Genomic DNA, 24060 nt, shown 5'->3' on the forward strand with positions numbered 1-24060 from the left:
ATGCCATGAATCCGGGGCGCAGAAACGATCGCTTGCAAATTGTCGGCCTAAGCGCGATTGTCGGTCGATGCTTTAAGAGCGCTTACATTTTCGTTCTAGAAAGAATCGAACAAACGGCCTTGGATAAGTATCACCTCCTGAAATCGGTTTGTCGTGTTATGAGGAATGTAGTTTTTGATACTTCCTGTTGCATACTTGTATCTAAAACTCATTACTCTCATTATATTTTATTAACAGTTATTTACAAGGTGTTTCAACGGTTATTTCGAGACTATATTTTGTCTGTAATTCAGAAGCGGTTGCTTTTTCTTCCATTTCCTCTTATATATTGAGATGTAGCGTCATCCTGCAGGGGAGGCGGCATCGTTCTTTAACGATGCAGAAAAACTTCCGCTGAATCGTGGTCGCTCGTCCTTGAATTACGTCGATAGACGTTTTCTTATTGAAGTGACAGGTCTGATACAGGAAACTTTCAAAGCATTGCGGAAAATGCGTTCGTTGTTTGGTTGTTACTTTGATCGATAAAGGGAGGTGACGGTCTCCGAACGTCACCGTAAGGACCGGCGTATGCCGCCTTGCCACGTTTCGCAGGGACCGGAACGAGAATGAATCTTAAAACGCGAGCAACATACTATACGACGGACAAAGTGAACGCAGCCAGGCAAAACGTGCTGAAGTACGATTGGGCCAAAAGTCTGCGCGAAGCGGCGGAGAAGGCCGCGAACCGCTATCTTTCCAAAGGGCTCGATTTTTTGTGGGAGTCGGTTCCGGCGCAAACGCTTCCCCGAAGCTACGGCGTCAATCAAGTGCTGGGCAGTCCGATTACCGGCAGAGAAATCGACCGGTACGGAAATTACCCCTATAAGGCGGACCCGCTTGACCGGACATGGAAAATTGTCGATCCGAGCAGCGGCTATACGTTTCCGACCAATGATTTCGGAACTTATTATCGCAGCGGCTTGGACCAGAACGGCATATTTCGGACAGATCTGGCCGACCGCAGCTTGCTGGTCAATACGGAATATCCCGAGAAAGGGCCGACATGGGGCGTAGACGACGGCTTCGGCTGGGTGGACGACAAGGGTGATATATACACATTTATCGCTTACTATAACCATTGGTTTCTGTGGTACGGCAAATCCGGATTGATCGAAGGGGCATTGACAGCATTCCGCGACGCCTACCTCTACACAGGAAATTTGAAGTATGCCCGGGCGGGAACGGCTATGCTCGATCGCGTGGCCGATTTATATCCCGACATGGACATTTCCGCATATGACCGGTCCGTGTTTCTGAACTCCGACGGGCGTAAAAACACCGGCAAAATTATCGGCTCGATCTGGGAGACCTCGTTGGTCAAAACATTTATAAGCTCATTTGACGCCTTCTTCCCGGCTATGGATGACCCGGATATCGTGCAGTACTTGGAGGAAAAATCGCGGAAGTACGGCCTGGCCAATCCGAAAAGCGGCGGAGCGTACATTCGCGGAAATATCGAGAAGGGGATCATCCGGCAAATATATCCTGCCGTCCAAGCCGCGCAAATTTGCGGCAATGACGGGATGCATCAGAGCGCGCTCGTAATGGCGGCCGTCGTCTACGATACGCTGCCGGATACGAAGGAATGGCTCGACTTTGTCTTTCAGACCGGCGGTTTGGCGCGGAACCCGTTCCGGGTAACCGGAGGCAATGTGCTGAATTCTCTCGTGTCCGATGTGGACCGGGACGGCAGCGGCAACGAAGCGTCGCCAGGCTACAACGGAATATGGCTGAGTCATCACCAGCTATCCGCCGATATTTTGGACGGCTACGATTTATACCCGGGATCGGACTTGTACAAAAACGCGAAGTTTCGCAAAATGTTTTCGGCCTTTTATCCGCTGCTGCTCAGCGAAACATTTACTTTAAATGCCGGCGATACGGCGGCGACCGGCAATCCTTACATACAGGTGAGCTTGTCCGACATGGTTAAGGCATTCAACAAGTTCGGCGACCCGATCTTCGCCCAGCTCGCATATTTCTTGAATCATAACAGGACCGAGAATCTTCACCTGGACGTGTTCTCCTACGACCCGGAACGAATAGCGGACCGCATAGGCGGCGTTATCGCGGAATACGGGCCTTTGGATATGAAGAGCAATAACATGACCGGCTACGGGTTTGCGGCGCTGCGGGACGGAGTGACATCGCAGCATACGCTTCGCGATTTTTGGATGTATTACGGACGCAATACGGGGCACGGGCATAGGGATACGCTTAACTTGGGCGTACATGCGTTCGGGTTCGATCTGTCGCCGGATCTCGGTTATCCCGAATTTGCCGATATATTCGACATGCACCGCGCCCACTGGGTTATTAACACGATCAGCCATAATACGGTCGTCGTGGACAAGGGCAAGCAAGAGGCCCAATGGGTAGCCGAGCCGCGGCATTTCGACGATACCCGTCATGTGAAGCTGATTGACGTGGAAGCGCCCAAGGTGTACTCGCAGACGGAGCTGTACAAACGGACTACCGCCATGATACGAGTGGACGAGGCGAACTCTTATGCCGTGGACTTGTTCCGGGTGAAGGGCGGAAACGATCATCATTTCAGCTTCCATGGAGCGGAGGGGACGGTTGAGACGGAAGGTCTCCGGTTGGTCAAGCAGCCTACCGGAACATATGCCGGACCGGATGTCGTATACGGGCAGCGAGTCGACGGCTCGGAAGGGCCCGCATACAATGGCAGCGGATTCCATTATCTGATCAACGTGTCGCGTGACAAGTGTGCTGGCGACCCGTTCAGTATGGATTGGAACGTAAAGGATACATGGAACGTATACGGCAATGGAGCAGGTTCGGATACGGAAGCGCATTTGCGAATCACGATGCTGGGCGAAGTATCGGAGGTGGCCTTGGCGGACGGAGTTCCGCCGCAAAATAAACCGGGCAACCCGAAATTGCTGCGGTATATGATCGCGCATCGCGAAGGAACGAATCTGGACAGCCTATTTACTTCGGTAATCGAGCCTTATAAAGGAAAACGATTCATCGTCTCCATTGAAGAGGTTGCAGTTAAGGCAGGCGAAGCGCTTATCGCAGGGAACGAAGCGAGAGCCGTCAAAGTAACGCTGGCCGACGGCCGCATAGACTACATTGTCAACTCTTTGGAGACGGAAATTGAGTACAAGGTAGACGATAAGCTGATGTTTAAAGGATTCTTCGGCGTCTATTCGGAGAAGGACGGACAGCCCGTGTTCACTTACTTGCATGACGGGTCCATATTAGGCCCGATCGATGCGACGGCAGCTCCGGCTGTCGGTTCCCTGGAGGGATCGATCGAGAGCTTTACCGAGGCGTTGTCTTTGAATAATGAACTGATTGTCGTTTTGGAGCCGCACGGGATCGATCCATCCGAATTGGCCGGTAAAACCGCCTTTGTCGAGAACGATGGCATTCGCAATGCCGCTTATCCCATCATAGGCGCGACCTTGATCGGTGCCAATCGCTTTAGGCTGGATGTCGGCGATGTGACATTCATTCGCTCATTCGCCGACCCGAGCGATCTGGGCAAAGGGTACGTTTACGATATTGCGGCGGGGGCGAGGTTCCGAATTCCGCTAACGCATTGCAAAGGATAATAAGCTCTGGCCGATAATAGAATCGTCGACTTTGCGAACCGCCGAGAGGCGGTTTTGCTTTTTGTTGATATACGGGGACATATGAGCCACAATAATGATAGATCACATACCGGGATAGGAGGGAATGGCAATGGAGTCCAAAAAAATAGCCGGGGAGCGAGCGGTCGATTATGTAAGGGACGGAATGATCGTCGGGCTAGGTACAGGTTCAACCGTTTACTGGACCTTGTCGAGGCTGGGCGAGAAAATCAAGCAAGGACTTTCCATACAAGCCGTTGCTACGTCGGTTCAAACCGAATCTTTGGCCAAGGAATTCGGTATTGCATTGATCCCGTTCTCGAAAGTCGAATCCATCGATTTAACGATTGACGGGGCTGACGAGGTCGATCCCGAATGGAATTTGGTGAAAGGCGGCGGCGGTGCACTATTGCGGGAGAAGATTGTCGCCGATGCGAGCAAGCGGCTTATTATCGTCGCCGACGAGAGTAAGCTGGTACGCCATTTGGGAAAATTTCCGTTGCCGGTGGAGGTAGTCAAATTCGGATTTGAATGGACAATGAGAAGATTAAGCGGGCTTGGATGTTCTGTGAAGCCGAGGCTTTCCGGCGATAACCCGTTTGTGACGGATAACGGCAATTTTATTGTCGATTGCAGCTTCGAATCGATTGTCCGGCCCCGCGAGCTTCATCGAGAGATCAACGATATACCGGGCGTAATCGATAACGGACTATTCATCGATAGGGCCAGTCGAGTAATTGTCGGCTGCCAAGACGGGACGGTGAAAGAGCTGAATTCTGGCAAAGCGAAGTAAGTCATTTAATAATTCCCCTCTTCGGCGAGGACGAGCCGTACATGAAATTGTTGAGAGCCGGTATCTCCGGTGCTCCCGATTCGCTGGTCCGCATTTGTACGGCATGGGGTTCCCGGGATAAATCTCGGATAAATTGCGCGGATTTGGAAATCAAGTATTGACCTTTTGAGCGTATCGGGTAACAATGACCGTAGTTCCTATTCGTATGGGACGTCAAGATCGATGTGAAATTCATATGGGATGCAACTATGGAAAGGGGTCACGGTCTAATGGAAAAGCCGGCTATCCGGTTGGGAAGATTGAGCCAGTGCACCTTCGAGCAAGCATTGGAGCTAAGGCAGAGAGGATTCGAAGGATACCATGACGAGATGAGGAAGCATTATCCGGGTTTTCCGCTTCCGGCCGCTCCGACACCGGGAGCGCTGGACCGGCTGTTGGACGGCTTCGGAACAGAAGGGATCCGACCCGAGCTGTCGATTGTCGGCTATGCGGACGACAAGCCGGTCGGCTTCGTATTTATCGCGATCAAGACGGCGGAAGGCAAGAAGCTGGCTTGGAACGGCGGAACCGGAGTATTTCCCGAATACCGCGGGTACGGCCTGGCCAAGCTGATGATGCAGGAGGCGGGGCGGGTCATTCGGGAGCAGGAAGCGGACCGTGCGGTATTGGAGGTCGTCGCCACCAACGTTGCCGCTGTCACGGCATACGAGAGAGGCGGATTCCGGATCGCGGACCGTATTATCGGGATGACGCGAGAGGGAGCGCTTCCTTCGCCTTTCCTTGAAGGAGATGCGCCGGAAGGCATACGGCTCGAATACGGAAAGCCTGCTGACGTTTCGACTTTGTCGTTCTATCGCGATAAAGCGGCATGGGGGTGCATGTGGCACAACATGAAGTCGGGCGAGTCTTTAATCGCCTATGACAAGGAGGACAAGGCCGTCGGATATGCTCTTTTCCGCAGAGTGCGCGGTGCCGACGGCAAGCTGAAGTCCGTCGTGCTTCGCCAATGCGAGACGAGCCCGGATTTCGGCGACCGCGATCGTTTATTCAGGCTGCTCTTGTCCGAATTGTACGGCCCTTACGACGAGCCTTGCATCCGAAAAACGGGGGATTTGTCCATGGCGAGTCCCGAACCGATCCGCGCTTTGGAGGAAGCGGGCTTTACGCTTAATTACGAGCAATATTTAATGTTGATGGAGAAAGAATAGAAGCGCTGACTCTGCCCTATTCCGTCAAATCGAGCAATAAGCCAAATGTGGAAATGACTAAACGACGCCTCGCCGCTTGCGGCCGGGCTTCGTTTGTTTTCCGCACCGTCATGGACGGAACGGCTCGTTCTCCAAAATCACTACAGACGAAGGTTTGTCGTCTGCTTGTCGGTTAAGACCGGTTACGCGAATCGGTCTCCCGATTTCAGCATAGTTTTCATCGATATCGGCACGGATCGAATTCAGCAGATGAAGCGCATAACTTCTGTCATTCGGATCCGGCATTGTTCCCAACAACTCCTCCAGAAGCTTAAGTCTGGTCTCTGTGACAAATCTCATCTTCCATGCTCCTCATCTATTTGCCGGTATGCTATAGCTTTCGAATCGATCCGGGCGTTTATGTCGAATCGGCTCGATTCGAAATCGGCGAGCGAGAAAGTAAAACGTATTCCAAATCCAGCCGTGTAAAAAGCCTGGCAGCCGATTTCGGCGGCCTGTTCCGTTATACGTATCCCATAAATCGGAAACGGTATGGTAAAATGGAGTCAGCATCCGGCAGATCGTGCCTGTATTCCGCGAATTACAAAACGGAAGGGAAGGATGAACGAGTTGGAGAATCGAGCCAAAGGACCTTCATCGGAACACGACGATAGGAAAATCCCGCCCGAAGGTTTGCGTGCTGAGCACGGAGACGACGCATGGCATATTTTCAAATCCAGTATCGATGGAGACGTCATAGCGCTGGAACGATTATTGAGGAAAGATTCCGGCCTTGCCAACAGCATGTGGGGATATTTTACGCCCCTTCACTTCGCCGTCACGTACGGACATGTCGAGATCGTCCGCAAGCTGCTGGAGTACGGAGCCGACGCTACGGAGAAAACGTTAGGCTGGCAGGACACGCCGTTGACCAAAGCTCTCGACCGGGGCTATGCAGAAATTGCGGATATTTTGGAGCGTCATCTGGCGCGAAACTATCAAACATCGCCTTCCGGCAGCAAGGTAGCCGAGTTGATCAAATCCGGTCAGAACGAACGGGCGCTGCGACAGTTGGAGGAGGATCCGGAGTTGATCCGGAGCGGCGACGAACGCGGCAATACTCCGCTGCACTGGGCGGTGCTCACCCGTCAATCCGGATTGATCGACGAATTGCTGCGCCGCGGCGCGGACCTGCAAGCCAAGAGGGCCGACGGGGCGACACCGATTCATTTGGCTATCGACGGCGATTATTGGTTTCGGGCGAACCGGGATTTAAGTCCGCTGGCGATGCGCAACCAGTGGTTTCTGGCCGGTTATCTGGTTGCCCGCAGCGAAGCATACGATATTTGGACCGCCGCAGCTGTTGGCGATTCCGATCACGTTGCTTTGCTGCTGCAGGCGGATGCGTCATTGGCCAATATGAAAAATTCGGTGGACAAAAGACCGCTCAGCTATGCCGCCAAGCAAGGGCATGCGGCTACGGTCAAGCTGCTGCTGGATCACGGGGCGGACCCGAAGGCGGAAGAGAGAGGCGCACCGCAGGGCAGCGCGCTTTGGGCCGCGGTAATCGGCAATCATTTGGAATGCGCAAAACTGCTGTTGGAGCAAGGAGCCGATCCGAACTCCACCGTGGAGGCGGGGGGAACCCCTGTCAGCAATGCGATGAGGAAGGGCAACGATGCATTAGTGAGCCTATTGTATGCGCACGGGGCCTCGATGACTCTCGATTCCGCATGCTGGATAGGGAGAATCGAATTGGCGGCCGAAATTATTAAAGGCGATCCCGCTTCGATTAACGCCGGAGGCGATTACGGTGCTCTCTGTATGGCAGCCGGATACGGACATATGGATATCGTCAAAATGCTCGTACGCAACGGAGCGGATTTAAATGCTCCCTGGTACGCGAACAACTATATCGGCTACGCCGTCGACACCGGCATGGATATGGTGAAGTATTTGCTGGATTCCGGAGCCGATCCGAATAATGCGAACTGGCAAGGCGTTACGTATCTGCATCGGGCGGCTTGGCTGGGCAACATCCCGTTTGCCCGGATGCTCTTGGAGTACGGGGCCAAACTGGATGCGATCGACACGGAATACGAGACTACCCCGCTCGGATGGGCGGCGAAGTTCGGGCAAACGGAGATGGTCCGGTTTCTGCTGGGAAAGGGAGCGAATCCCGGCCTGCCCGCCAATTCGACATGGGCGCGTCCGCTCGCCTGGGCGAGACGAAAAGGGCATGCGGACGTCGTCTCGCTGCTTGATAATAAGTCTTTATAGCCGGAATGGAAGCCCGGAGCAGGCTGCACATAAAGCAGCCTCTCGAGCAGGAAACGATGAAGCTAATCCTGACTTCTGACGGAATAAGCAGCAAGCGTATCGAAGACGAGCTGATGAAGCCGCTTCCCGACCCGAGCCGATATTACACTTCTTGTATCGTTACTACGGCATCGTCCCGCAAGGAAAAGAGCAACGGCGCCATAGTGACTAAAGGAAAGCTAACCGGGCTCGGATTCGCTTGCTGCGACTTAATCGATATCGAATTTGAAGATCCATTCCTATTAATGATGTACGATGCGGCATACCTGAATGACGGCAATCCGTTCTATTTGCTGCTGTTAAAATGACATGCGCCGCAGTTGACAATTTCAACTGTTACAAATATAATAACAGTACACACGGAGGAGGAGGCGCGGCGGGTGAACAGCGAATTTACGATTGCGGTGCACAGCTTGGCTTATTTGGCCTATCAGCCGGATCGAATGGCTACCAGCGAGATGATCGCCCATAATGTGAATACCCATCCATCACGTGTGCGGAAAGTAATGAGCTGTCTGAAAAAGCAAGGCTACGTTGGGACGAAGGAAGGAATCGGCGGCGGCTATTTATTCGACCGCAGCCCGGAGCAGATCACGTTGGCCGAAATATTCCGCGCTACATCCATCGGTTCGATCAAGCCGTCGTGGTGTTCCGGAAACGGAGACGACAATTGCATGGTCGCCTGCAACATGGCGGAGGTGATGGATCATATTTTCTGCGAAGCAGAGGAACAGCTTATTATGTATTTGCAGCGAATCACGATCAACGATGTGCTTGAGCGGGTACGGGCTGCACGGCAGCAATCGACGACTTGATGTTTTATGATTAATCTGTTATTTATAATGTGACAGTAGGGCTTTTTCCAAAAAGGAGGGTATCGGTATGAATGCGACTGTGAGAATTGGCGATTGGATCAGCGGGGTTTCCCAAACGGATGAGAAGTTTATCGGTTATGTCGAGTCGATCCACGAAGGCGGCGTTTTGAAAGTCTGGGTGACGCAGTGCGACCGGGAACAAACGGTAGGGACGTCTGTGGAAACGGTGCTCTCCAAAGTGAAGAAGCTGCCGGAATCCGTTCCGTCGACCGGGGAGGAGCTGCGCAGCTTGATCGAGCTGTCGCTTCTGACCCGCGATCAAGACTGGTTCGAAGAGCTGAGCGCCAAGCTTGCCACCCTTTCCCCGACGACGGCCGGATCGACCGAAAAGCAATACGGAACCAACAACGTACGTTCCAGACTAATCGGGATGGCACCCAAAGATCCGATGGACGTCTGAACGTTTCGCATATAGCGGATGTAAATAAACAGATCGTGAAGGAGTGGAGAAACATGGCTATTGTCAACACTACGGATGCGGTATTTCAGGATACGATCAAAGAAGGACTGGTGCTTGTCGATTTTTGGGCTCCTTGGTGCGGGCCGTGCAAAATAATTGCGCCTATCCTCGAGGAGCTTAGCGGGAAAGTCGGCGACGCCGTAACGATTGCCAAAGTGAACGTGGACGATAATCCGGAATCGGCGGGCCAATACGGTATCATGAGCATTCCGACGTTAAAAATTTTCAAAGACGGAGTCGATGTTGCTACTTATGTAGGGGTTCGTCCGTTGGCCGAGCTGGAAGCGGCCGTAAGACAGCACCTGAGCTGAGTGGATGATCAAATGAGCGAGCAGATTTGCCGAAAAAACTCGGAGTCCGGAAATCATTTCCGGACTTTTTGTGTTATGATTTGAACATGGGACGAGCAATGCGAGAGATTCTCGGATTAGGAGAGGATATCAGTGGAGAATGACAAGTTTCTGGAATTTGTTCAGCAAAAGCTGTCTGCCCTTAAGCTGGAGATGGATTCGGATCTGAACAGTCCCGAACACGAATATCAACGCCTTTGGGGTCGCTATGAAGCTTACGAAGAGGTTCTGGACCAGTACCGGCAAATCATGGGCATCGTGATCAAGCCCCCGGTGAAATACAAATGGAGATGTCCCGAATGCGAGATGGAAATTTTGGGTGATACGCAGGACGCGCATTATGCTTGCGGCAATTGTTCATGCCGTCCATGGGACAACGACGGAAAAGATATCGAGATGGTGTTCGTCGGGGAAGTGGCGGATTGGAGCGATGAGGACAAATAATGGTATACTCTAAGTCCGAATACGTTCATCGAGAGGATGTAAAACATGAAGTTTAGACCTTGCATTGATCTTCACGACGGCAAAGTGAAACAGATTGTCGGTTCCAGTCTGCATGATGGAAGCAAGGAAGCATTGGTCACGAATTTCGAGTCCGATATGTCATCGGCCGACTTTGCCCGTCAGTATGCCAAGGATGGTCTTACGGGCGGTCATGTCATTATGCTCGGACCAGGGAACATAGAGGCAGCGGTTTCCGCTTTGCGTGCCTACCCCGGCGGATTGCAGCTGGGCGGGGGTATTAATGCCGACAATGCGGAAACTTATTTGAAGGAAGGCGCCAGTCATGTCATCGTAACTTCCTATGTGTTCAAGGACGGGGAAATCGATTTCGAACGGCTGGACGGCCTTGTAAGCCGAATCGGCAAAGAAAGACTCGTATTGGATTTAAGCTGTCGGAAGCAGGGAGATTCTTACTTTGTCGTAACCGACCGTTGGCAAAAGTTTACGTCGTTTGAGATTACGAAGGACAATCTGGATCATTTGTCCACCTTTTGCGCGGAATTTTTGATTCACGCGGTAGATGTCGAGGGATTGTGCCGGGGGATTGAGACGAAGCTGGTCGAGAAGCTCGGAGCATGGGTCACGATTCCGACCACGTATGCGGGCGGAGTATCCCGATTATCGGATTTGCAGCTGGTCAACGAACTGGGACGAGGCAAAATCGACCTGACGATCGGCAGCGCGCTCGATATTTTCGGCGGCTCGATAGCCTACGAAGATGTCGTCAAATGGAAAGGGTAGCTACGGGCCCAATAGTCATCCGAACAAACAATAGCTTGGATTAGGAACACGTGCTGAACGGCCGCGCGGATTCCCGATCCAAGACTATTGTTTTTTTTATCCGTCAGCTTAGGGCAAAAGTTTCGAAACGCCCGTTAACTGAACTCCGTCCATTGCAGCCGGCAGCTGCCGCAGCATTTCTGCGGTTATTTTTCCGCCGCCGCCGACATGACCGATCGCTACGCATTTGTCGTGATCCTTCAAATGCTTTTGCAGCAATTTGATCTGGTTCGAGACATGCAGCTTGCTTTTGACATCATCCAGAAATATGTGGTTTTCAATGCAAGGCACCCCGAGGCTTTGGGCAAGCTTCGAGACGATGCTTCTGTAATTCGTATGGCTGTCCAGAAAGAACAATCCACGTTCGCGGCAAACCTCCAATACGATCCGCATTACCCGCTCGTCGACAGTCGCCTTCGATCCCATATGGTTATTGATCCCAATGGCGTGCGGGACGTCGTCGATCGCCGCATGGACGCGTTTCCGTATTTCGTCGTCGGGCAAATCGCAAGTAATCGCACCCGGACCCATCCAGCTTTTGTGACTTTTCAACGGCTCCATGGGCAAATGTACGATTACGTCATGCCCTTTCCGATGAGCCGCTTCCGCATCTTGCTTGGTAGACGGCATAAACGGCATGACCGCTACCGTAATCTGAAAAGGTACGTTCATCATTTCTTCCGTGCCCGCCATCCGATTGCCGAAGTCGTCAATCACGATCGCGGCTTTTCTTACAACCGGCTCATCAGTGCCATTCGCGGATATGACATGCGGAAAGAGCAACAGGGATGAGATGATCGCGCATACGCAGCAAAATACTTTCTTTATCCCCACGCTGATCGTTCTCCTTTGGCTGCATTTAGGTACAGGTTCTGCATATCGAGACTGTGCAACTCCAGGAAAATAATGACAGGGTTACGGATCGGTATCCATCGAAAATAATAAACACCAATACCGGTCACTGGATACCAGAAGGAGTGTCGACTCGATGCGAATCATGAACGCGATTATCAAATTAACGGTCTTTTTGACGCTGCTCGCAGGTTGCAGCGCCGTTGCCGCAGCTGTCGCGAACGACTCGCCTTATCATTTCGGCTTCAAGAAAAGCAGGAACGGGCTTCCCGCTTCAATCGACGAAGAAGGCTTTAAGGAAGTGTTGAGCAAGCACGGGGCCATCTTCATGGCGGACAGCTCCAAAAAGGAATTGTATTTGACTTTCGACAACGGCTATGAGAATGGATATACGGCCAAAATATTGGACGTTCTCAAAGAGAAAGGGGTACCGGCCGTTTTCTTCGTTACGGGTCACTACGTTCAAACTCAGTCGGAACTCATGCAGCGAATGGTTCGGGAAGGGCATTTGATCGGCAACCATTCCTGGAGCCATCCCGATATGACCCAAATTTCCGACGATCGGATCGTAAATGAGCTAAACCGGGTAAAAGAGCAGGTATCGCTGCTAACCGAGCAAAAGGAGATGAACCTATTGCGTCCGCCCCGGGGGATATTCAGCGACAGATCATTGGCCGTCAGCCGAAAGCTTGGTTATACGAACGTATTTTGGTCTATCGCTTACGTAGATTGGGATGTTAAGCAGCAGCGAGGCTGGAAGTACGCTCACGATAAAGTGGTCAGTCAGCTGCATCCCGGAGCCATAATATTGCTTCACTCCATTTCCAAAGATAATGCCGATGCGATGGGCAGCATAATCGATGCCGCCAAGGAGCAAGGTTACGAATTCAAGCGGTTGGATCAGCGGCAGTCGTAAATAAACTGTTGTCTCCAAATAGAGCGAACCATGTCCCTCGGCGGACATGGTTTTTTTATTCAGGCAATTTGAGGCTTACAACAATGTAAGGTTCTAGACGCGTTATTGTAATGGTTTTCAATGGTTGCGGAGCTCTCGTCGAACTATAGTATACATATTGTCGATTAGTTGAGGAGGTTGTTTGTTTTGACAGACTTGTTCAAAGCGATCATAATGGGGATCGTAGAAGGATTGACGGAATTTTTACCCGTTTCTTCGACGGGACATTTGATACTGACCGGCCATTTATTGCAATTTGAAGGGGACACGGCCTCGACGTTCAAGGTCGTTATTCAGCTAGGCGCCATATTGGCCGTATTGGTTTTGTATTGGAAACGATTCTGGGGTCTGGTAATGTCCATTCCCCCTAACGGCTTGAAACGTACGGGTCTAAATATATTCCATGTTATTATCGCCATGATCCCGTTCCTGATCGCCGGATTTACGATTTACGGGTATATGAAGGAGCATTTATTCGGCCCGACTCCGGTACTTGTCGGCCTTGTGGCTGGCGGTATCCTGATGATTGCAGCGGACAGGTTCGGCGGAACGGTGAAAGCGGAGACGATGGACGATATTACTTACAAGCAGGCGTTGGGAATCGGGCTTTTTCAATGCTTGGCGGTATGGCCGGGCTTCTCCCGCTCCGGTTCCACCCTATCGGGCGGCATGCTGCTCGGAACGAGCCAAAAGGCGGCGGCGGAGTTTACGTTCATCATCTCGGTACCGCTCATGTTTGCGGCGTCCGCCTATGAATTGTACAAGAGCAGGGAGTTTTTGACGATAGACGATATTCCGTTGTTTGTTGCCGGTCTGGCGACTGCTTTTGTCGTAGCCATGATCGCGATCGTCACGTTTCTGGGCTTGGTCAAACGGCTGCGGCTGTCGTGGTTCGCTTATTACCGGTTTGCGCTGGCCGTTCTGTTCTTTATCGTGCTGTATTTGTGATGGAGCTTATGAATACTGGACCTTGGTCCAGTGATCGGTTGACCCCAAGCCGGAGGACTATTGGCGATAAGCGATGGTAATATGAAGGAAGCGAATCCATGCGAAGGAGAAGGTAACATGAGACTCAGAATGATCGTAGGAGCGGTTCTAATGCTTTTGGGCGCGTTCTTGTTTTTGAACCGGGGAGAAACGTTCGATACGGGCTCGATATTCGCCTATTTCTGGCCGAGCTTGTTCGTTATCCCGCTTGGTTTGTTTTTTCATTGGATGTACTTCTACATGGTTGGCCGTAAAGGAGTCGGATTGTTGATACCCGGAGGAATACTATTTACGGCCGGGATCGTGTGCCAAATCGCCATGCTGTTTGACAGTTGGCAGTACATGTGGCCGGGATTCATTATGGCGGTCGCGGTCGGACTGTTCGAGTTTTACTGGTTCGGTAGCCGCAACAAATGGCTGCTTATCCCGATCAATATTTTGATCGTGTTATCCGTCCTGTTCTTTATTATTTTTTCTGCGGGAGCATTTCTCAATCAATTGGCGGGTCAACCGATCGTGGCTATCGCTATTTTGCTGGCCGGCGCGTTGTTGATGGTCGGGAAGAGAAGGGAAGTTTGAGCGGCAAGAAGCAGACAAAACAGTCGCGCTATCGCGGCTTTTTTTGTTGCCTGAATACGTTATGCCTGTACTCGTCGGAATTGGCCCGATGCGGTGAGATCTTCGTAGTTTCGTACGTCGCTGGCGGTATATGACATAGTTCATTCGGAAATCAACCCGTGAAACGGAAGTGATATCGATGAAAGCGCCGATTCAATAAATGGAGGATGTAGGAGGTGTATAGAACGTGACCGTAACGAAACCGTACGTCCCGTCCTATTCGACTTTATCCTCGTCGATCCTCGTTATGTTATCCAGTATGAGCTCGGACTCAGTCTCGAAATTCAAATAGAGCGGAGCCGGAAGGAGGTCTACAATCGTTTTGACGAGAGGCAGCTCCATGTATTGCTCCAATGTTTGCGGCCGATCCTGCAGCCCTTCCACCCATTCGCGCAAGGCGTCGATGAATTTGTAGAACGAAGCTTCGAACGCTTCGGCGGTCGACTCGGCTTCATCGCCTGCCGCTCCCGACATGGCGTTCCAGTTGTTCAGCGCCGTTCGTAACGTCTCCTCGACCTTTTCGACCATGCTTGCACCTCCTGATTTATTCGAACCATCGCTTCGTCTGCAAAGGTTATTTCATCGGCAAAAAGTTGACTTTGAGCAGTGCGAACCACTATATTATTTTAATGTTGAATCTATCAGGAAAACAAGAGGCATGGGAGTGTGGAAGTTGAAACGGTTCAGTCGGGTAAAACGGTACGTATCCATTATGATGTCCGCCGTCATGTTGCTTCAACTGTATATCAATAGCCCCGATCGGGCGTTAGCGGAGGAAGCGGCGGATTTAACGCTCAATGTCAAATCGGCCGTACTGATGGATGCGCAATCCGGTCAAATATTGTTCGAGCGGAACGCCGATCAGGCACTGCCGCCTGCAAGCATGACGAAAATGATGACCGAATATATCGTAATGGAGCAGATAAAATCCGGGAAAATCAAATGGGAGGATCCGGTTACGACGAGCAAGTATGCCTCCGAAGTGCCCGGTTCGGGCGATCTGCTGGCGAATGGCGAGAAGCTGACAGTCAGGCAAATGTTTCAGGCGATGTCCATTTATTCGGGCAATGACGCGACTGTCGCGTTGGCGGAACATGTGGCAGGGACAGAGGCGGATTTCGCCAGGCTGATGAACGAGAAGGCGAAGCAGCTGGGCATGGCGACGGCTCATTTCGCCACCGCAACCGGGCTGAGCAGAACCGATCTGAAGGACGTCGAGGGAGCTCCTTTCTATGACGGGACGGAAAATACCGTCATGTCGGCCAGAGACGCGGCGACACTGGCTTACCGGATCGTGAACGATCACCCCGAGGTGCTCGAATTCGCCAAAACCACTTCCTTGAAGCTGCGGGAGAGAGACAAAAGTCCGATGATCAACTGGAACTGGATGCTGGAGGGGAACAGCTCGGTCGCGAATTTCAAAAAATATGCTTACCCCGGATTGGACGGATTGAAGACGGGTTATACGGACGAAGCCGGTTATTGCTTCACCGGAACGGCGGTCCGTAACGGCATGAGGCTGATTAGCGTCGTAATGGGAACGCGAACGGAAGCGGAGCGCTTCGACGAGACTCGAAAGCTGTTGGATTACGGCTTCGCCAATTTCGAGCTGAAGACGGTAGTGGCCGGCAAGACCGAGATTGCCGCGATGCAGACGGCGAATTTGAGAAAAGGAGTCAAGCCGACCGTACCGGTAGTGACGGAGAAGGAGTTGGCCCTAGTCGTCAAGAAGGGTACCGCGGATGATCAATTCGTGCAAAAAGCGGAGCAAAGCGAGCCGGACAAACGGCTTGCCCCGATCAAGCAAGGGGCCGTTCTCGGAACGTTAACGGTGACCTATAATGGGAAAGATCATCAGATCCGACTGGTAGCGGCCGAAGATGTTAACCGGGGGAGCTGGATCAGGCTGATGTTCCGCGCTATTATGAACTTCCACGCCGATTTATTCCATGGAATCATCCATTTTTTTCGCTGAAAGTCTGATGAGGGACCCCCGACCTCAATCCTCTATGGCCGGGGGTTTTTCGTATACGATCATGGTGAGAGCCCTGCGTTGTAAACGCAGGGCTCTCGATGTGGGAACACGTGATTATATCGGACTTATTCAATTATGCCGCTTTCCAATTACTAGGGAATTTTACCGGACAGGAAACGAAACCATTTCAAGCGTTTCTTCCTTATCATGGATTTCATGATTACCATCAACCTTTCGGATCATGGATCCTTGCAGGATCTATACCGCTGTTTGATTTGTATAATCACCACTTCCCACTTGTTTATGATTACCCCTCCACGGTCGGATTGAATCATCTTTTATTCATGATTTAATATTTTTTTCAGCTTCGTATGCTAGGCTATGGGGATAAGGAAATAGGGAGTCAGGAGGAGCGCGATGAAAGAGAGATCGATTCGGTGGCTCATGATCGTATCGTCCGTATTCGGATTGCTCTGGATAGGCGGACTTGGTTTGACACTGGGTTATTACTTCAGCGATGCCGCAGAGGCTCCGCCTGCAATCGCTGTCACGGCCAAGGCGGAGCCGCCCAAACAGACGGAGGCGGAGGAAGCAAGCTTCCGGCTGCTTGCGCTGGGGGATTCCTTGACCAGAGGGACCGGAGATCCGGAAGGGAAAGGCTATGTCGGCTATGTATCGGATCAGTTGAAGACGAAGTCGAAGCAGCCGGTCGTCGCGGACAATTACGGCATCAACGGACAAACATCCGCTCAATTGGCCGCGCAGCTTCAGCAAATCGAGATGAAGAGTCAAGTTCAAGCGGCGTCCGCCATCCTCGTAAGTATCGGCGGGAATGATTTGTTTCGGGGCGGCGAAACGTTGGACAATCTGGATCCGAAAAATATTCAAGGCATTCGGGACGAGTATTTGCGTCAGCTGGATACGATTTTCCAGCAGCTTCGCAAAGATAATGCGGAAGCGACAATTTTTCTGATCGGATTATACAACCCGTTCATCGCTTTGAAGGATAGCGAGGCTACGAGCAAAATCGTCAGAGACTGGAACTATGAAGCGGCAGAGGTGGCGGGTCGATATCCGCAAACTGTCGTAGTTCCCACATTCGATTTGTTTCAATTGAAGGTGCAGGATTATTTGGCGAGGGATTTATTCCACCCTAATGCCGCCGGGTATCGTTTGATCGGAGACAGAGTTGCTTCATTAATCGCTTGGTAGGAGGTGAGGTCCATGAGTGACATCACGTTGTCGGTACAAGGCTTGAAAAAGGTGATCGGAAAACGGGAAATTATCGAAAGCATCGACTTCGAGCTAAGACGCGGCGAAGTATTCGGTTTTCTCGGCCCGAACGGAGCGGGGAAAACGACCACGATTCGAATGCTGGTCGGATTGATCAAGCCTACGGCCGGGACAATTCGCATTTGCGGCTACGACATCGATAAGCAGTTTCCCGAGGCGATGGTGAATATGGGCTGCATCGTGGAAAATCCGGAACTGTACAAATATTTGAGCGGATGGAGCAATTTGCAATATTTTGCCCGGATGGCGGATGGAATTGACGAGGAGCGCATTAAGGAAGTCGTTCAATTGGTCGGACTGAGCGCGAGGATACACGATAAGGTCAAAACCTATTCGCTAGGGATGCGACAGCGGCTGGGGATCGCACAAGCGTTGCTAGGCCGTCCGAAGGTGCTGATTCTGGATGAACCGACCAACGGACTGGATCCGTCCGGCATTCGGGAAATGCGGGAATTCATCCGGTATTTGGCCGAGAAGGAAGGCTTGAGCGTACTGGTGTCCAGCCATCTGCTCAGCGAAATTCAGCTGATGTGCGACCGGGTCGCCATTATTTCCAAAGGCCGTATCGTTCAAGTAGGCACCGTGCAAAATCTGTTGGCCGAGCAGGAGAAGGTAAGCTGGCGGCTGTCTCCGCAGCCGTTAGGCATTCAAATTTTGCAGCGGCTTGCCGGATCGGTCAAGGCGGAAGGGGAGATCGTAACGACTCCCTATATCGAGCAAGAGATGGGCAAATGGAATCGGGTGTTGGTGGAATCGGGAGTGACCGTATCGGAGATGAGTCGCAAGCTTCCCTCTCTGGAGGATCTGTTCATCGAGCTGACGGGAGGACACCGAATTGATTAATCTCGTCTATAACGAAATGGTGAAGCTGACCGGCAAGCGAAAACTGCTGGTCGTCACGCTCATCATCGGTGTCCTGATTTCCGTGTTTACTTACGCGCAGTATCGGCAAGCCGAAGAAAACCGCAAACGGTTCGGAGACGTGAATTGGCGAGTTGCCCTGGAGCAGCGGATCGCAAGTTGGGAGAACCGGATCAACAGCAGCCGAACGACAGAGGAATCGCGGAAAGAGCTGGAAATACGGGTTGCCCAGCAAAAATACTACTTGGACTATGACATTAATCCATCCGAGCCGGGGGCCCCGACGTTCGTAAGAGGCTTTGTGGAAAACAGCATCAATCTGCTGCTGCCCTTGATGATGATGGTTATTGCCGCCGATCTCGTGTCGTCCGAGCATAGCGGCGGGACGATGAAAGCGCTGCTGACGCGCTCCGTCAGAAGGTGGAAAATACTGCTAAGCAAATATTTGGCGCTGCTTCTTTCGGTTTCGTTGATCATTACGCTGTTCGGGTTGCTGTCGGCCGTTATTTCCGGACTGGTGTTCGGCTTCCGGGGGTGGACCGCGCCGGTCCTGATGGGGTTCTCGGTCAATGAGGGGCTATTTGACTCATCGGGCGTGCGGCAGGTTCCTCAATGGCAGTTTATTTTGATGGGGCTAGGCTTGGCCTGGTTCGTATCGACCGTTGTCGCCACGATCACTTTTATGCTGTCGGTCCTCGTGCGCAGTACAGCGGCGGTCATGGGGATTATGCTTTCCTGTCTTATAGCCGGAACGATTCTTAACTCGATGGTCGAATCATGGGAATCGGCTAAATATTTGTTCATGGTCAATATGAAGCTTATTGACTACTTGGTGGATGCGGCGCCGCCTATCGAAGGGATGTCGTTCGGCTTCTCGCTGTCGGTGCTGCTGGCTTGGGGTGCGGCGGCATTGGTTATTTCTTTCGTCTCGTTTACAAGACGGGATGTATATTAGACCGCATATGCAATATTTGATGAGAAGCATTGCCACGGCAGTGCTTCTTTTCTTTTTACTCCCGTAAAACGCAAAAGTATAAATAAAAAAGCGGCTCTATGTCCCGTTTCACCTAGCGGCAGCAACGTCCGCAGTCATTTGTATCCGTGTAGAGGTGAAGAGACATCCGTACGAAAGTATAAATGAAACGAACAACTTAACAAACCGGATAACAAAAAAAACGATCATTTGAATAAAGCTTTCCCCCTCCTGTCAAGTTATGATATCACTGAAAACGGTTTCTAGGGCCGAATGGGCATTTCGAAAAAATAGGGGAGGCATTTTTGATGAAGTCAGCCATAAAATATTTGCTGCCGTCCGTCATGGCGGCAGGCGTTCTTGCAGGTTGCGGCAGTCAGGGAACCGCACCGAATGAAACCGTTCCGGAGGCAAAGGGAGCTGCAGTGAAACCGCCGGAGCCGGTGACGGTCACGATGTACAATCACTTTAACAACATTTCGGACGAACGGCTGCAGCAATTCATCATCGGACCGCTCAAGCAGAAGCTGCCGCACGTGACGTTCGAGGTCGTGAAACATGACAAAGGCTCTACGATCGACGATCTTGTCGGCGCCAAAAACTTTACCGACTTTTATTACGGCAGCAATGTCGGCTTCCCGACTTATATGAATTTGCAGCTCCAGCACGACATGAACGGCTTGATCAAGCAGCACGGACTGGATTTGAGCCGGATCGACCCCATCTTCATGGACGCGATCAAAATGTTCGGCGAGAAAGGGGAGGTATACGGGGTACCCTTCTCCGCCAACGTAGGCGTGATGCTTTATAACAAGACGATATTCGATAAATTTGCCGTGCCGTATCCGAAGGATGGAATGACGTGGGAGGAAGTTATCGAGCTCGGACGACGGTTGACCCGAACGGACGGCGGAGTCAATTACATCGGTTTCGATCCTGGCAGAGTGGCCGACGTCGCATCGGGCTTGTCATTGCCTTATGCGGACGTGAAAACGGTAAAGCCGTTGATAGATACCGACAACTGGCGCACCATTTTCTCCATGTTCAAAGCGGCGTATGAAGTTCCCGGATATGTCAACAACGGCAAATACGACTACAACGCCAACGGCTTCTTCAAGGATAAAAATGTCGCGATGCTGCCGGTATGGGCGCTGCAAGTAGTGAATTCCAAGGCGGAGCTGTCCAAAATGGACTGGGATATGGTATCTTTGCCGAACTTTAGAGAAAGCTTGGGGCGCGGCCGCTCGGTGGATATCCATTTGCTGGCCGTCTCCAATGTCAGCAAAAACAAAGATGCGGCGTTGGAAGTACTGAAGATCATCACCTCGGACGAGGTTCAGAAAATGATGAGCGAATTCGGCACGCCGAGCGTATTGAAAAATGAAGAGATCAAGAAAGTTTACGGCTCCAAGCTGCCCGAATTCCAAGGCAAAAACGTACAGGCGCTGTTCAAAACGAAGCCGGGACTGCCTGTCATTACGAAATTCGACGGTACCGTAAGCTTCTATACGGAAGCGGCAAGGAAAGATATTGCGGCCGGCAAAGACGTCAATTCCATTATTCGGACGATCCAGGAACAGGCGACTCAGAAGCTGTCCGAACTGAAATAAGGCATATTAAAGCGCGACTAAGCGCAGTTTTTCCCGATTCGGAATTTTGCGGACTGTTTATATCCAAGCGAACTTTCGTAGAAAAAAGCAAAGCCCGTCTGCATGCAGAACTGGCTTTGCTTTCTCCTTGCCTTTTTTTGTTTCCGGAAATTCCCGGTCCTATTTGCGCCGTCTTCTCAAAACTTCGGCAAAGTTGTTCGGAGCCGAGTTGCGGTTCTGAATCCGGTTGATTTCTGCATTCGACAACCGGCGGCGGGACATGACGAACGAAGATGTCACATCGTTGAAGCCGTTTAGGAATGAAACGTCGGTCGGTCCCCGGAACACGCGGCGATTGCCTTGATAGTTAATGTCCGAGAAAAGCACAAGCGTAATGTTGGCGCCTCCGACAATAGTGAAGCTGGACAATACGTCGTTGAAATTGAAATCTACCAGACTGCGGACGCCCAGATTGCCGCGAAAGCTCAAGCGCCGGCCTGAGAAATTGGCATCGCTCCAAAGCGTCAAACGCGGCAGCAGCTGCGTTACGGCCGTTTTTTTGACAGCCGGTTTTCTTATCGGTTTATTCATAGGAACACCTCCCTGTGAGATTGATATATGTTATGAGATTCGTGATCCAATGGTTTGTACGCAAAGACGATATACCTATTAAAAATGCAAAAAAGGCTTTCGCCATATGACAGGTTGCTAGTATCGCAGCTTTGACGGGAAGGAAACGGGTAATAAGATGGAGAACTACTAATAAATCTAAATCGAAACAGGGAGGGAACGCCCATGAAAGCCGTCAAACTTCGCCCATTCGTCCCGTCCGGACAAGATTATACGCTGGCTCAACGGTTTTTCGAGGAGTTGGGTTTTACGAAGCTGTATTCCGATGACGGATTAACCATTTTTCGGGTAGGAGAGCTGGAGTTTTTTCTGCAAAATTTTCATAATCGAGAGGTGCAGGACAACTATATGCTCGATTTGGCCGTTGAAGATTTGGATCAATGGTGGGAGCATCTTCAATCCCTCGATCTGGAACGGAAGTACCCGATCAAGCTGAAAGAACCGACCGTATATCCGTGGGGCAAAAGGGAAATCAATCTTATCGATCCGGCCGGCGTTTGTTGGCATATTTCGGAAGCAAGCAAGTCGTAAGGAGACGTGCAATGATCATTTGGATCAATGGAGCATTCGGCTCCGGCAAAACGCAAGCCGCCTACGAATTGCACGGAAGAATTGCCGATTCCTACGTATATGATCCCGAACGTATCGGTTTTTTCTTAAACAAAAACATTCCGAAGCAGATTCGGAAATATGACTTTCAAGATTACCCTTTATGGAGGCAAATCAACTATTCTCTATTGAAGCAGATTGCTGCCGAATACAATGGAGTTATTATCGTTCCCATGACCGTCGTGATTCCCCGTGTGTTTGACGAGATTGTCGGCAGGCTGAGGGATGACGGCTTGCCGGTCCGTCATTTTGTTCTATGGGCATCGCGGGAAACGTTGCTGAAGCGTTTGAAAAGCAGGGGGGATTTTAAAAACTCCTGGGGAGCGCAGCATATAGATCGATGCATGGAGGGGCTATCGGACGCTGCATTCCTGCCTCGCCTGGATACCGATACTTTGTCTGTCGAACAAGTCGCCGAACAAATTGCGCAAATGTGCGGCCTTGAACTGGCACCGGACAACAGCGGCAAATTGGCCAAAAAAATAAAGCGGGTCGTTACCCAACTGAAGCATATCCGCTATTTTATCTGATCCGATTTGAAACCAGAAGCCGGACGGTATGGGCGGAATACTTACGGGACGACGTGTCGGAGAGCATTATCAAGAACAAACTCCGGTCGGCTTTGTCGCATAGTTCCAACTACTTCGTACAACCTATCGATGAAACGGAGGGATGCGAGATGCACAAATTGCCACACGATATTTTGTATGCAAGAACATTGATCGCGAATGTAGTTTTTGTAGGAAATCCGGATACCGATGATTGGGTATTGGTGGATGCGGGAGTTCGAATGTTTGCCGATACGATTGCGGAAACCGCCAAGAAGCGTTTCCGCTCCGGCAAGCCGCGGGCGATCGTGCTAACCCACGGCCATTTCGATCATGTCGGGTCGCTTCAAGATTTATTGGAGCTGTGGGACGTGCCCGTGTATGCTCATGAAAAAGAACTGCCTTATGTAACGGGCGCAGCAGATTACCCGGAGCCCGACCCGACTGTCGGCGGCGGACTCATGGCGAGAATCTCGCCTTTATACCCTCATAAAGGAATTAATCTTGGAAATCGGGTTCAAGCATTGCCAGTCGACGGGACGGTTCCGCATATGGCCGGTTGGCGGTGGATCCATACTCCAGGGCATACGGACGGTCATGTTTCCTTCTTCAGAGAGTCCGATCGGATGCTGATCGCCGGTGACGCATTTATTACCGTGAAACAGGAGTCCGCTCTTGCCGTTATTACGCAAAAAGAAGAAATTCACGGTCCTCCAACGTATTTTACGGTAAAATGGTATGAAGCATGGGCATCGGTCAAACGGCTGGAAGCGCTCGATCCGCTTGTTGCCGTCACCGGTCACGGCGTACCTATGTACGGAGTGGAGCTGATAGAGGGACTTCGCATTCTGGCTCAGGACTTCGATCGTCTTGCTATCCCCGAGCATGGGAAATATATAGATCGCTGATGGGTTGTACGGTAACCGCCGTTAGTGGTCTTTAACCCCCTAACCCTACAGTAAATTAAAATTACGTTAATAAAAAGTATTTTTTTGTTTCACGACAAGATTTTTCGTTTAATAGTAGATGGAGGAATCGTCCAGTTGCATTCAAATCCACAACATGTTATATTATTAATCCGCCAACGTGGTAGATAGTATGCAATCATGTTGTAGGGATGCAGCGGGGAAAACTTCCGCTTGCAATGTTGGGCAAGAACGTGATATATTGTAATTCCGGCCGCTGAACAAGCGGACGAGCTCGAACAAAACTTCGAGCTTAATTGCTCCTTGAAAACTGAACAACGAGCGTGCAAGTGAGG

At 51.3% G+C, this 24060-nt stretch carries 25 protein-coding genes; 21 read left to right on the plus strand and 4 right to left on the minus strand.

Features of this window, described 5'->3' with window-relative positions; translation table 11 throughout:
* Positions 1–605 precede the first annotated feature (605 nt).
* The 3 genes from FE784_RS23555 (at position 606) to FE784_RS23565 (ending at position 5642) form a co-directional block, all read left to right on the plus strand.
* A complete protein-coding gene (locus FE784_RS23555; protein ID WP_139604709.1) occupies positions 606–3623 on the plus strand; it encodes a heparinase II/III domain-containing protein in 3018 nt (1005 codons plus the stop codon).
* Between the two features lie 130 nt (positions 3624–3753).
* A complete protein-coding gene (gene rpiA, locus FE784_RS23560; protein WP_139604710.1) occupies positions 3754–4434 on the plus strand; it encodes a ribose-5-phosphate isomerase RpiA in 681 nt (226 codons plus the stop codon).
* A gap of 269 nt (positions 4435–4703) precedes the next feature.
* Positions 4704–5642 carry a GNAT family N-acetyltransferase gene (locus FE784_RS23565; protein WP_176706461.1) on the plus strand — a complete coding sequence of 313 codons (939 nt, stop codon included), beginning with the start codon at positions 4704–4706 and terminating at the stop codon, positions 5640–5642.
* A 108-nt stretch (positions 5643–5750) separates the two neighbouring features.
* Here FE784_RS23565 and FE784_RS23570 read toward each other — a convergent pair whose 3' ends face one another.
* Positions 5751–5981, minus strand: a complete 231-nt coding sequence (locus FE784_RS23570; protein ID WP_139604712.1) for a hypothetical protein — start codon at positions 5979–5981, stop codon at positions 5751–5753.
* Between the two features lie 261 nt (positions 5982–6242).
* On the opposite strand from FE784_RS23570, the gene FE784_RS23575 reads away from it, so the two are divergent.
* The 7 genes from FE784_RS23575 to hisA all read left to right on the plus strand — a co-directional run bounded on the left by FE784_RS23575 (position 6243) and on the right by hisA (position 10870).
* Complete coding sequence (locus tag FE784_RS23575; protein ID WP_176706462.1) at positions 6243–7901, plus strand: ankyrin repeat domain-containing protein; 1659 nt, start codon at positions 6243–6245, stop codon at positions 7899–7901.
* A 56-nt stretch (positions 7902–7957) separates the two neighbouring features.
* The gene (locus tag FE784_RS23580) at positions 7958–8248 is read left to right on the plus strand and encodes a hypothetical protein (RefSeq protein WP_139604714.1); all 291 of its coding nucleotides are present in this window, start codon (positions 7958–7960) and stop codon (positions 8246–8248) included.
* A 72-nt stretch (positions 8249–8320) separates the two neighbouring features.
* The gene (locus tag FE784_RS23585; protein WP_139604715.1) at positions 8321–8755 is read left to right on the plus strand and encodes an RrF2 family transcriptional regulator; all 435 of its coding nucleotides are present in this window, start codon (positions 8321–8323) and stop codon (positions 8753–8755) included.
* 67 nt (positions 8756–8822) lie between these two features.
* Positions 8823–9215, plus strand: coding sequence for a group-specific protein (locus FE784_RS23590; protein ID WP_139604716.1), 393 nt, complete (start codon positions 8823–8825; stop codon positions 9213–9215).
* Positions 9216–9268: 53 nt separating this feature from the next.
* Positions 9269–9586: a thioredoxin gene (gene trxA, locus FE784_RS23595; protein WP_139604717.1), complete on the plus strand. Its 318-nt coding sequence runs from the start codon at positions 9269–9271 to the stop codon at positions 9584–9586.
* A 132-nt stretch (positions 9587–9718) separates the two neighbouring features.
* The gene (locus FE784_RS23600; RefSeq protein WP_139604718.1) at positions 9719–10069 is read left to right on the plus strand and encodes a hypothetical protein; all 351 of its coding nucleotides are present in this window, start codon (positions 9719–9721) and stop codon (positions 10067–10069) included.
* A 45-nt stretch (positions 10070–10114) separates the two neighbouring features.
* Complete coding sequence (gene hisA, locus FE784_RS23605; protein ID WP_139604719.1) at positions 10115–10870, plus strand: phosphoribosylformimino-5-aminoimidazole carboxamide ribotide isomerase; 756 nt, start codon at positions 10115–10117, stop codon at positions 10868–10870.
* A 108-nt stretch (positions 10871–10978) separates the two neighbouring features.
* On the opposite strand, the gene FE784_RS23610 is transcribed toward hisA, so the two are convergent.
* Positions 10979–11743, minus strand: a complete 765-nt coding sequence (locus FE784_RS23610) for a divergent polysaccharide deacetylase family protein (protein WP_425465561.1) — start codon at positions 11741–11743, stop codon at positions 10979–10981.
* A 154-nt stretch (positions 11744–11897) separates the two neighbouring features.
* On the opposite strand from FE784_RS23610, the gene pdaA reads away from it, so the two are divergent.
* The 3 genes from pdaA (at position 11898) to FE784_RS23625 (ending at position 14282) form a co-directional block, all read left to right on the plus strand.
* Positions 11898–12677, plus strand: a complete 780-nt coding sequence (gene pdaA / locus FE784_RS23615) for a delta-lactam-biosynthetic de-N-acetylase (RefSeq protein ID WP_425465562.1) — start codon at positions 11898–11900, stop codon at positions 12675–12677.
* 186 nt (positions 12678–12863) lie between these two features.
* Positions 12864–13664: an undecaprenyl-diphosphate phosphatase gene (locus FE784_RS23620; protein WP_139604720.1), complete on the plus strand. Its 801-nt coding sequence runs from the start codon at positions 12864–12866 to the stop codon at positions 13662–13664.
* 117 nt (positions 13665–13781) lie between these two features.
* On the plus strand, positions 13782–14282 hold the full coding sequence (locus tag FE784_RS23625; RefSeq protein ID WP_139604721.1) for a hypothetical protein: 501 nt from the start codon (positions 13782–13784) through the stop codon (positions 14280–14282).
* 255 nt (positions 14283–14537) lie between these two features.
* Here FE784_RS23625 and FE784_RS23630 read toward each other — a convergent pair whose 3' ends face one another.
* Positions 14538–14849 carry a hypothetical protein gene (locus FE784_RS23630; protein ID WP_139604722.1) on the minus strand — a complete coding sequence of 104 codons (312 nt, stop codon included), beginning with the start codon at positions 14847–14849 and terminating at the stop codon, positions 14538–14540.
* Positions 14850–14979: 130 nt separating this feature from the next.
* Between FE784_RS23630 and FE784_RS23635 the strand changes: the two genes are divergently transcribed.
* The 5 genes from FE784_RS23635 to FE784_RS23655 all read left to right on the plus strand — a co-directional run bounded on the left by FE784_RS23635 (position 14980) and on the right by FE784_RS23655 (position 21033).
* Positions 14980–16296 (plus strand): D-alanyl-D-alanine carboxypeptidase family protein, encoded by a 1317-nt coding sequence (locus FE784_RS23635; protein WP_176706463.1) that lies wholly within the window; start codon positions 14980–14982, stop codon positions 16294–16296.
* Between the two features lie 417 nt (positions 16297–16713).
* On the plus strand, positions 16714–17508 hold the full coding sequence (locus tag FE784_RS23640) for a GDSL-type esterase/lipase family protein (protein ID WP_139604723.1): 795 nt from the start codon (positions 16714–16716) through the stop codon (positions 17506–17508).
* Positions 17509–17520: 12 nt separating this feature from the next.
* Positions 17521–18432, plus strand: a complete 912-nt coding sequence (locus FE784_RS23645; protein ID WP_139604724.1) for an ABC transporter ATP-binding protein — start codon at positions 17521–17523, stop codon at positions 18430–18432.
* Positions 18425–19405 (plus strand): ABC transporter permease subunit, encoded by a 981-nt coding sequence (locus tag FE784_RS23650; protein ID WP_139604725.1) that lies wholly within the window; start codon positions 18425–18427, stop codon positions 19403–19405. Before FE784_RS23645 ends, FE784_RS23650 begins: the two co-directional genes overlap by 8 nt.
* 326 nt (positions 19406–19731) lie before the next feature.
* Positions 19732–21033 (plus strand): ABC transporter substrate-binding protein, encoded by a 1302-nt coding sequence (locus FE784_RS23655; protein WP_139604726.1) that lies wholly within the window; start codon positions 19732–19734, stop codon positions 21031–21033.
* A 159-nt stretch (positions 21034–21192) separates the two neighbouring features.
* Here FE784_RS23655 and FE784_RS23660 read toward each other — a convergent pair whose 3' ends face one another.
* On the minus strand, positions 21193–21603 hold the full coding sequence (locus FE784_RS23660) for a peptidase inhibitor family I36 protein (RefSeq protein WP_139604727.1): 411 nt from the start codon (positions 21601–21603) through the stop codon (positions 21193–21195).
* Between the two features lie 204 nt (positions 21604–21807).
* Between FE784_RS23660 and FE784_RS23665 the strand changes: the two genes are divergently transcribed.
* From FE784_RS23665 to FE784_RS23675, 3 genes are all read left to right on the plus strand, one after another.
* On the plus strand, positions 21808–22173 hold the full coding sequence (locus FE784_RS23665) for a VOC family protein (protein WP_139604728.1): 366 nt from the start codon (positions 21808–21810) through the stop codon (positions 22171–22173).
* Positions 22174–22184: 11 nt separating this feature from the next.
* Entirely contained in the window at positions 22185–22781 is a 597-nt protein-coding gene (locus FE784_RS23670; protein WP_139604729.1) for an AAA family ATPase, read from the plus strand.
* A 149-nt stretch (positions 22782–22930) separates the two neighbouring features.
* On the plus strand, positions 22931–23707 hold the full coding sequence (locus FE784_RS23675) for an MBL fold metallo-hydrolase (RefSeq protein WP_139604730.1): 777 nt from the start codon (positions 22931–22933) through the stop codon (positions 23705–23707).
* Positions 23708–24060 lie beyond the last annotated feature (353 nt).

Origin of the sequence: Paenibacillus hemerocallicola, from assembly GCF_006265175.1 — a bacterium.
In the GTDB taxonomy this organism is placed as follows: domain Bacteria; phylum Bacillota; class Bacilli; order Paenibacillales; family NBRC-103111; genus Paenibacillus_AB; species Paenibacillus_AB hemerocallicola.

Excerpts from the sequence above, each read along its gene's own strand:
- FE784_RS23555 (WP_139604709.1), top strand. The coding sequence starts at position 606 with ATGAATCTTAAAACGCGAGCAACATACTATACGACGGACAAAGTGAAC.
- rpiA (WP_139604710.1), top strand. The coding sequence starts at position 3,754 with ATGGAGTCCAAAAAAATAGCCGGGGAGCGAGCGGTCGATTATGTAAGG.
- FE784_RS23565 (WP_176706461.1), top strand. The coding sequence starts at position 4,704 with ATGGAAAAGCCGGCTATCCGGTTGGGAAGATTGAGCCAGTGCACCTTC.
- FE784_RS23570 (WP_139604712.1), bottom strand. The coding sequence starts at position 5,981 with ATGAGATTTGTCACAGAGACCAGACTTAAGCTTCTGGAGGAGTTGTTG.
- FE784_RS23575 (WP_176706462.1), top strand. The coding sequence starts at position 6,243 with ATGAACGAGTTGGAGAATCGAGCCAAAGGACCTTCATCGGAACACGAC.
- FE784_RS23580 (WP_139604714.1), top strand. The coding sequence starts at position 7,958 with ATGAAGCTAATCCTGACTTCTGACGGAATAAGCAGCAAGCGTATCGAA.
- FE784_RS23590 (WP_139604716.1), top strand. The coding sequence starts at position 8,823 with ATGAATGCGACTGTGAGAATTGGCGATTGGATCAGCGGGGTTTCCCAA.
- trxA (WP_139604717.1), top strand. The coding sequence starts at position 9,269 with ATGGCTATTGTCAACACTACGGATGCGGTATTTCAGGATACGATCAAA.
- hisA (WP_139604719.1), top strand. The coding sequence starts at position 10,115 with ATGAAGTTTAGACCTTGCATTGATCTTCACGACGGCAAAGTGAAACAG.
- pdaA (WP_425465562.1), top strand. The coding sequence starts at position 11,898 with ATGCGAATCATGAACGCGATTATCAAATTAACGGTCTTTTTGACGCTG.
- FE784_RS23625 (WP_139604721.1), top strand. The coding sequence starts at position 13,782 with ATGAGACTCAGAATGATCGTAGGAGCGGTTCTAATGCTTTTGGGCGCG.
- FE784_RS23630 (WP_139604722.1), bottom strand. The coding sequence starts at position 14,849 with ATGGTCGAAAAGGTCGAGGAGACGTTACGAACGGCGCTGAACAACTGG.
- FE784_RS23635 (WP_176706463.1), top strand. The coding sequence starts at position 14,980 with ATGGGAGTGTGGAAGTTGAAACGGTTCAGTCGGGTAAAACGGTACGTA.
- FE784_RS23640 (WP_139604723.1), top strand. The coding sequence starts at position 16,714 with ATGAAAGAGAGATCGATTCGGTGGCTCATGATCGTATCGTCCGTATTC.
- FE784_RS23645 (WP_139604724.1), top strand. The coding sequence starts at position 17,521 with ATGAGTGACATCACGTTGTCGGTACAAGGCTTGAAAAAGGTGATCGGA.
- FE784_RS23655 (WP_139604726.1), top strand. The coding sequence starts at position 19,732 with ATGAAGTCAGCCATAAAATATTTGCTGCCGTCCGTCATGGCGGCAGGC.
- FE784_RS23660 (WP_139604727.1), bottom strand. The coding sequence starts at position 21,603 with ATGAATAAACCGATAAGAAAACCGGCTGTCAAAAAAACGGCCGTAACG.
- FE784_RS23665 (WP_139604728.1), top strand. The coding sequence starts at position 21,808 with ATGAAAGCCGTCAAACTTCGCCCATTCGTCCCGTCCGGACAAGATTAT.
- FE784_RS23670 (WP_139604729.1), top strand. The coding sequence starts at position 22,185 with ATGATCATTTGGATCAATGGAGCATTCGGCTCCGGCAAAACGCAAGCC.
- FE784_RS23675 (WP_139604730.1), top strand. The coding sequence starts at position 22,931 with ATGCACAAATTGCCACACGATATTTTGTATGCAAGAACATTGATCGCG.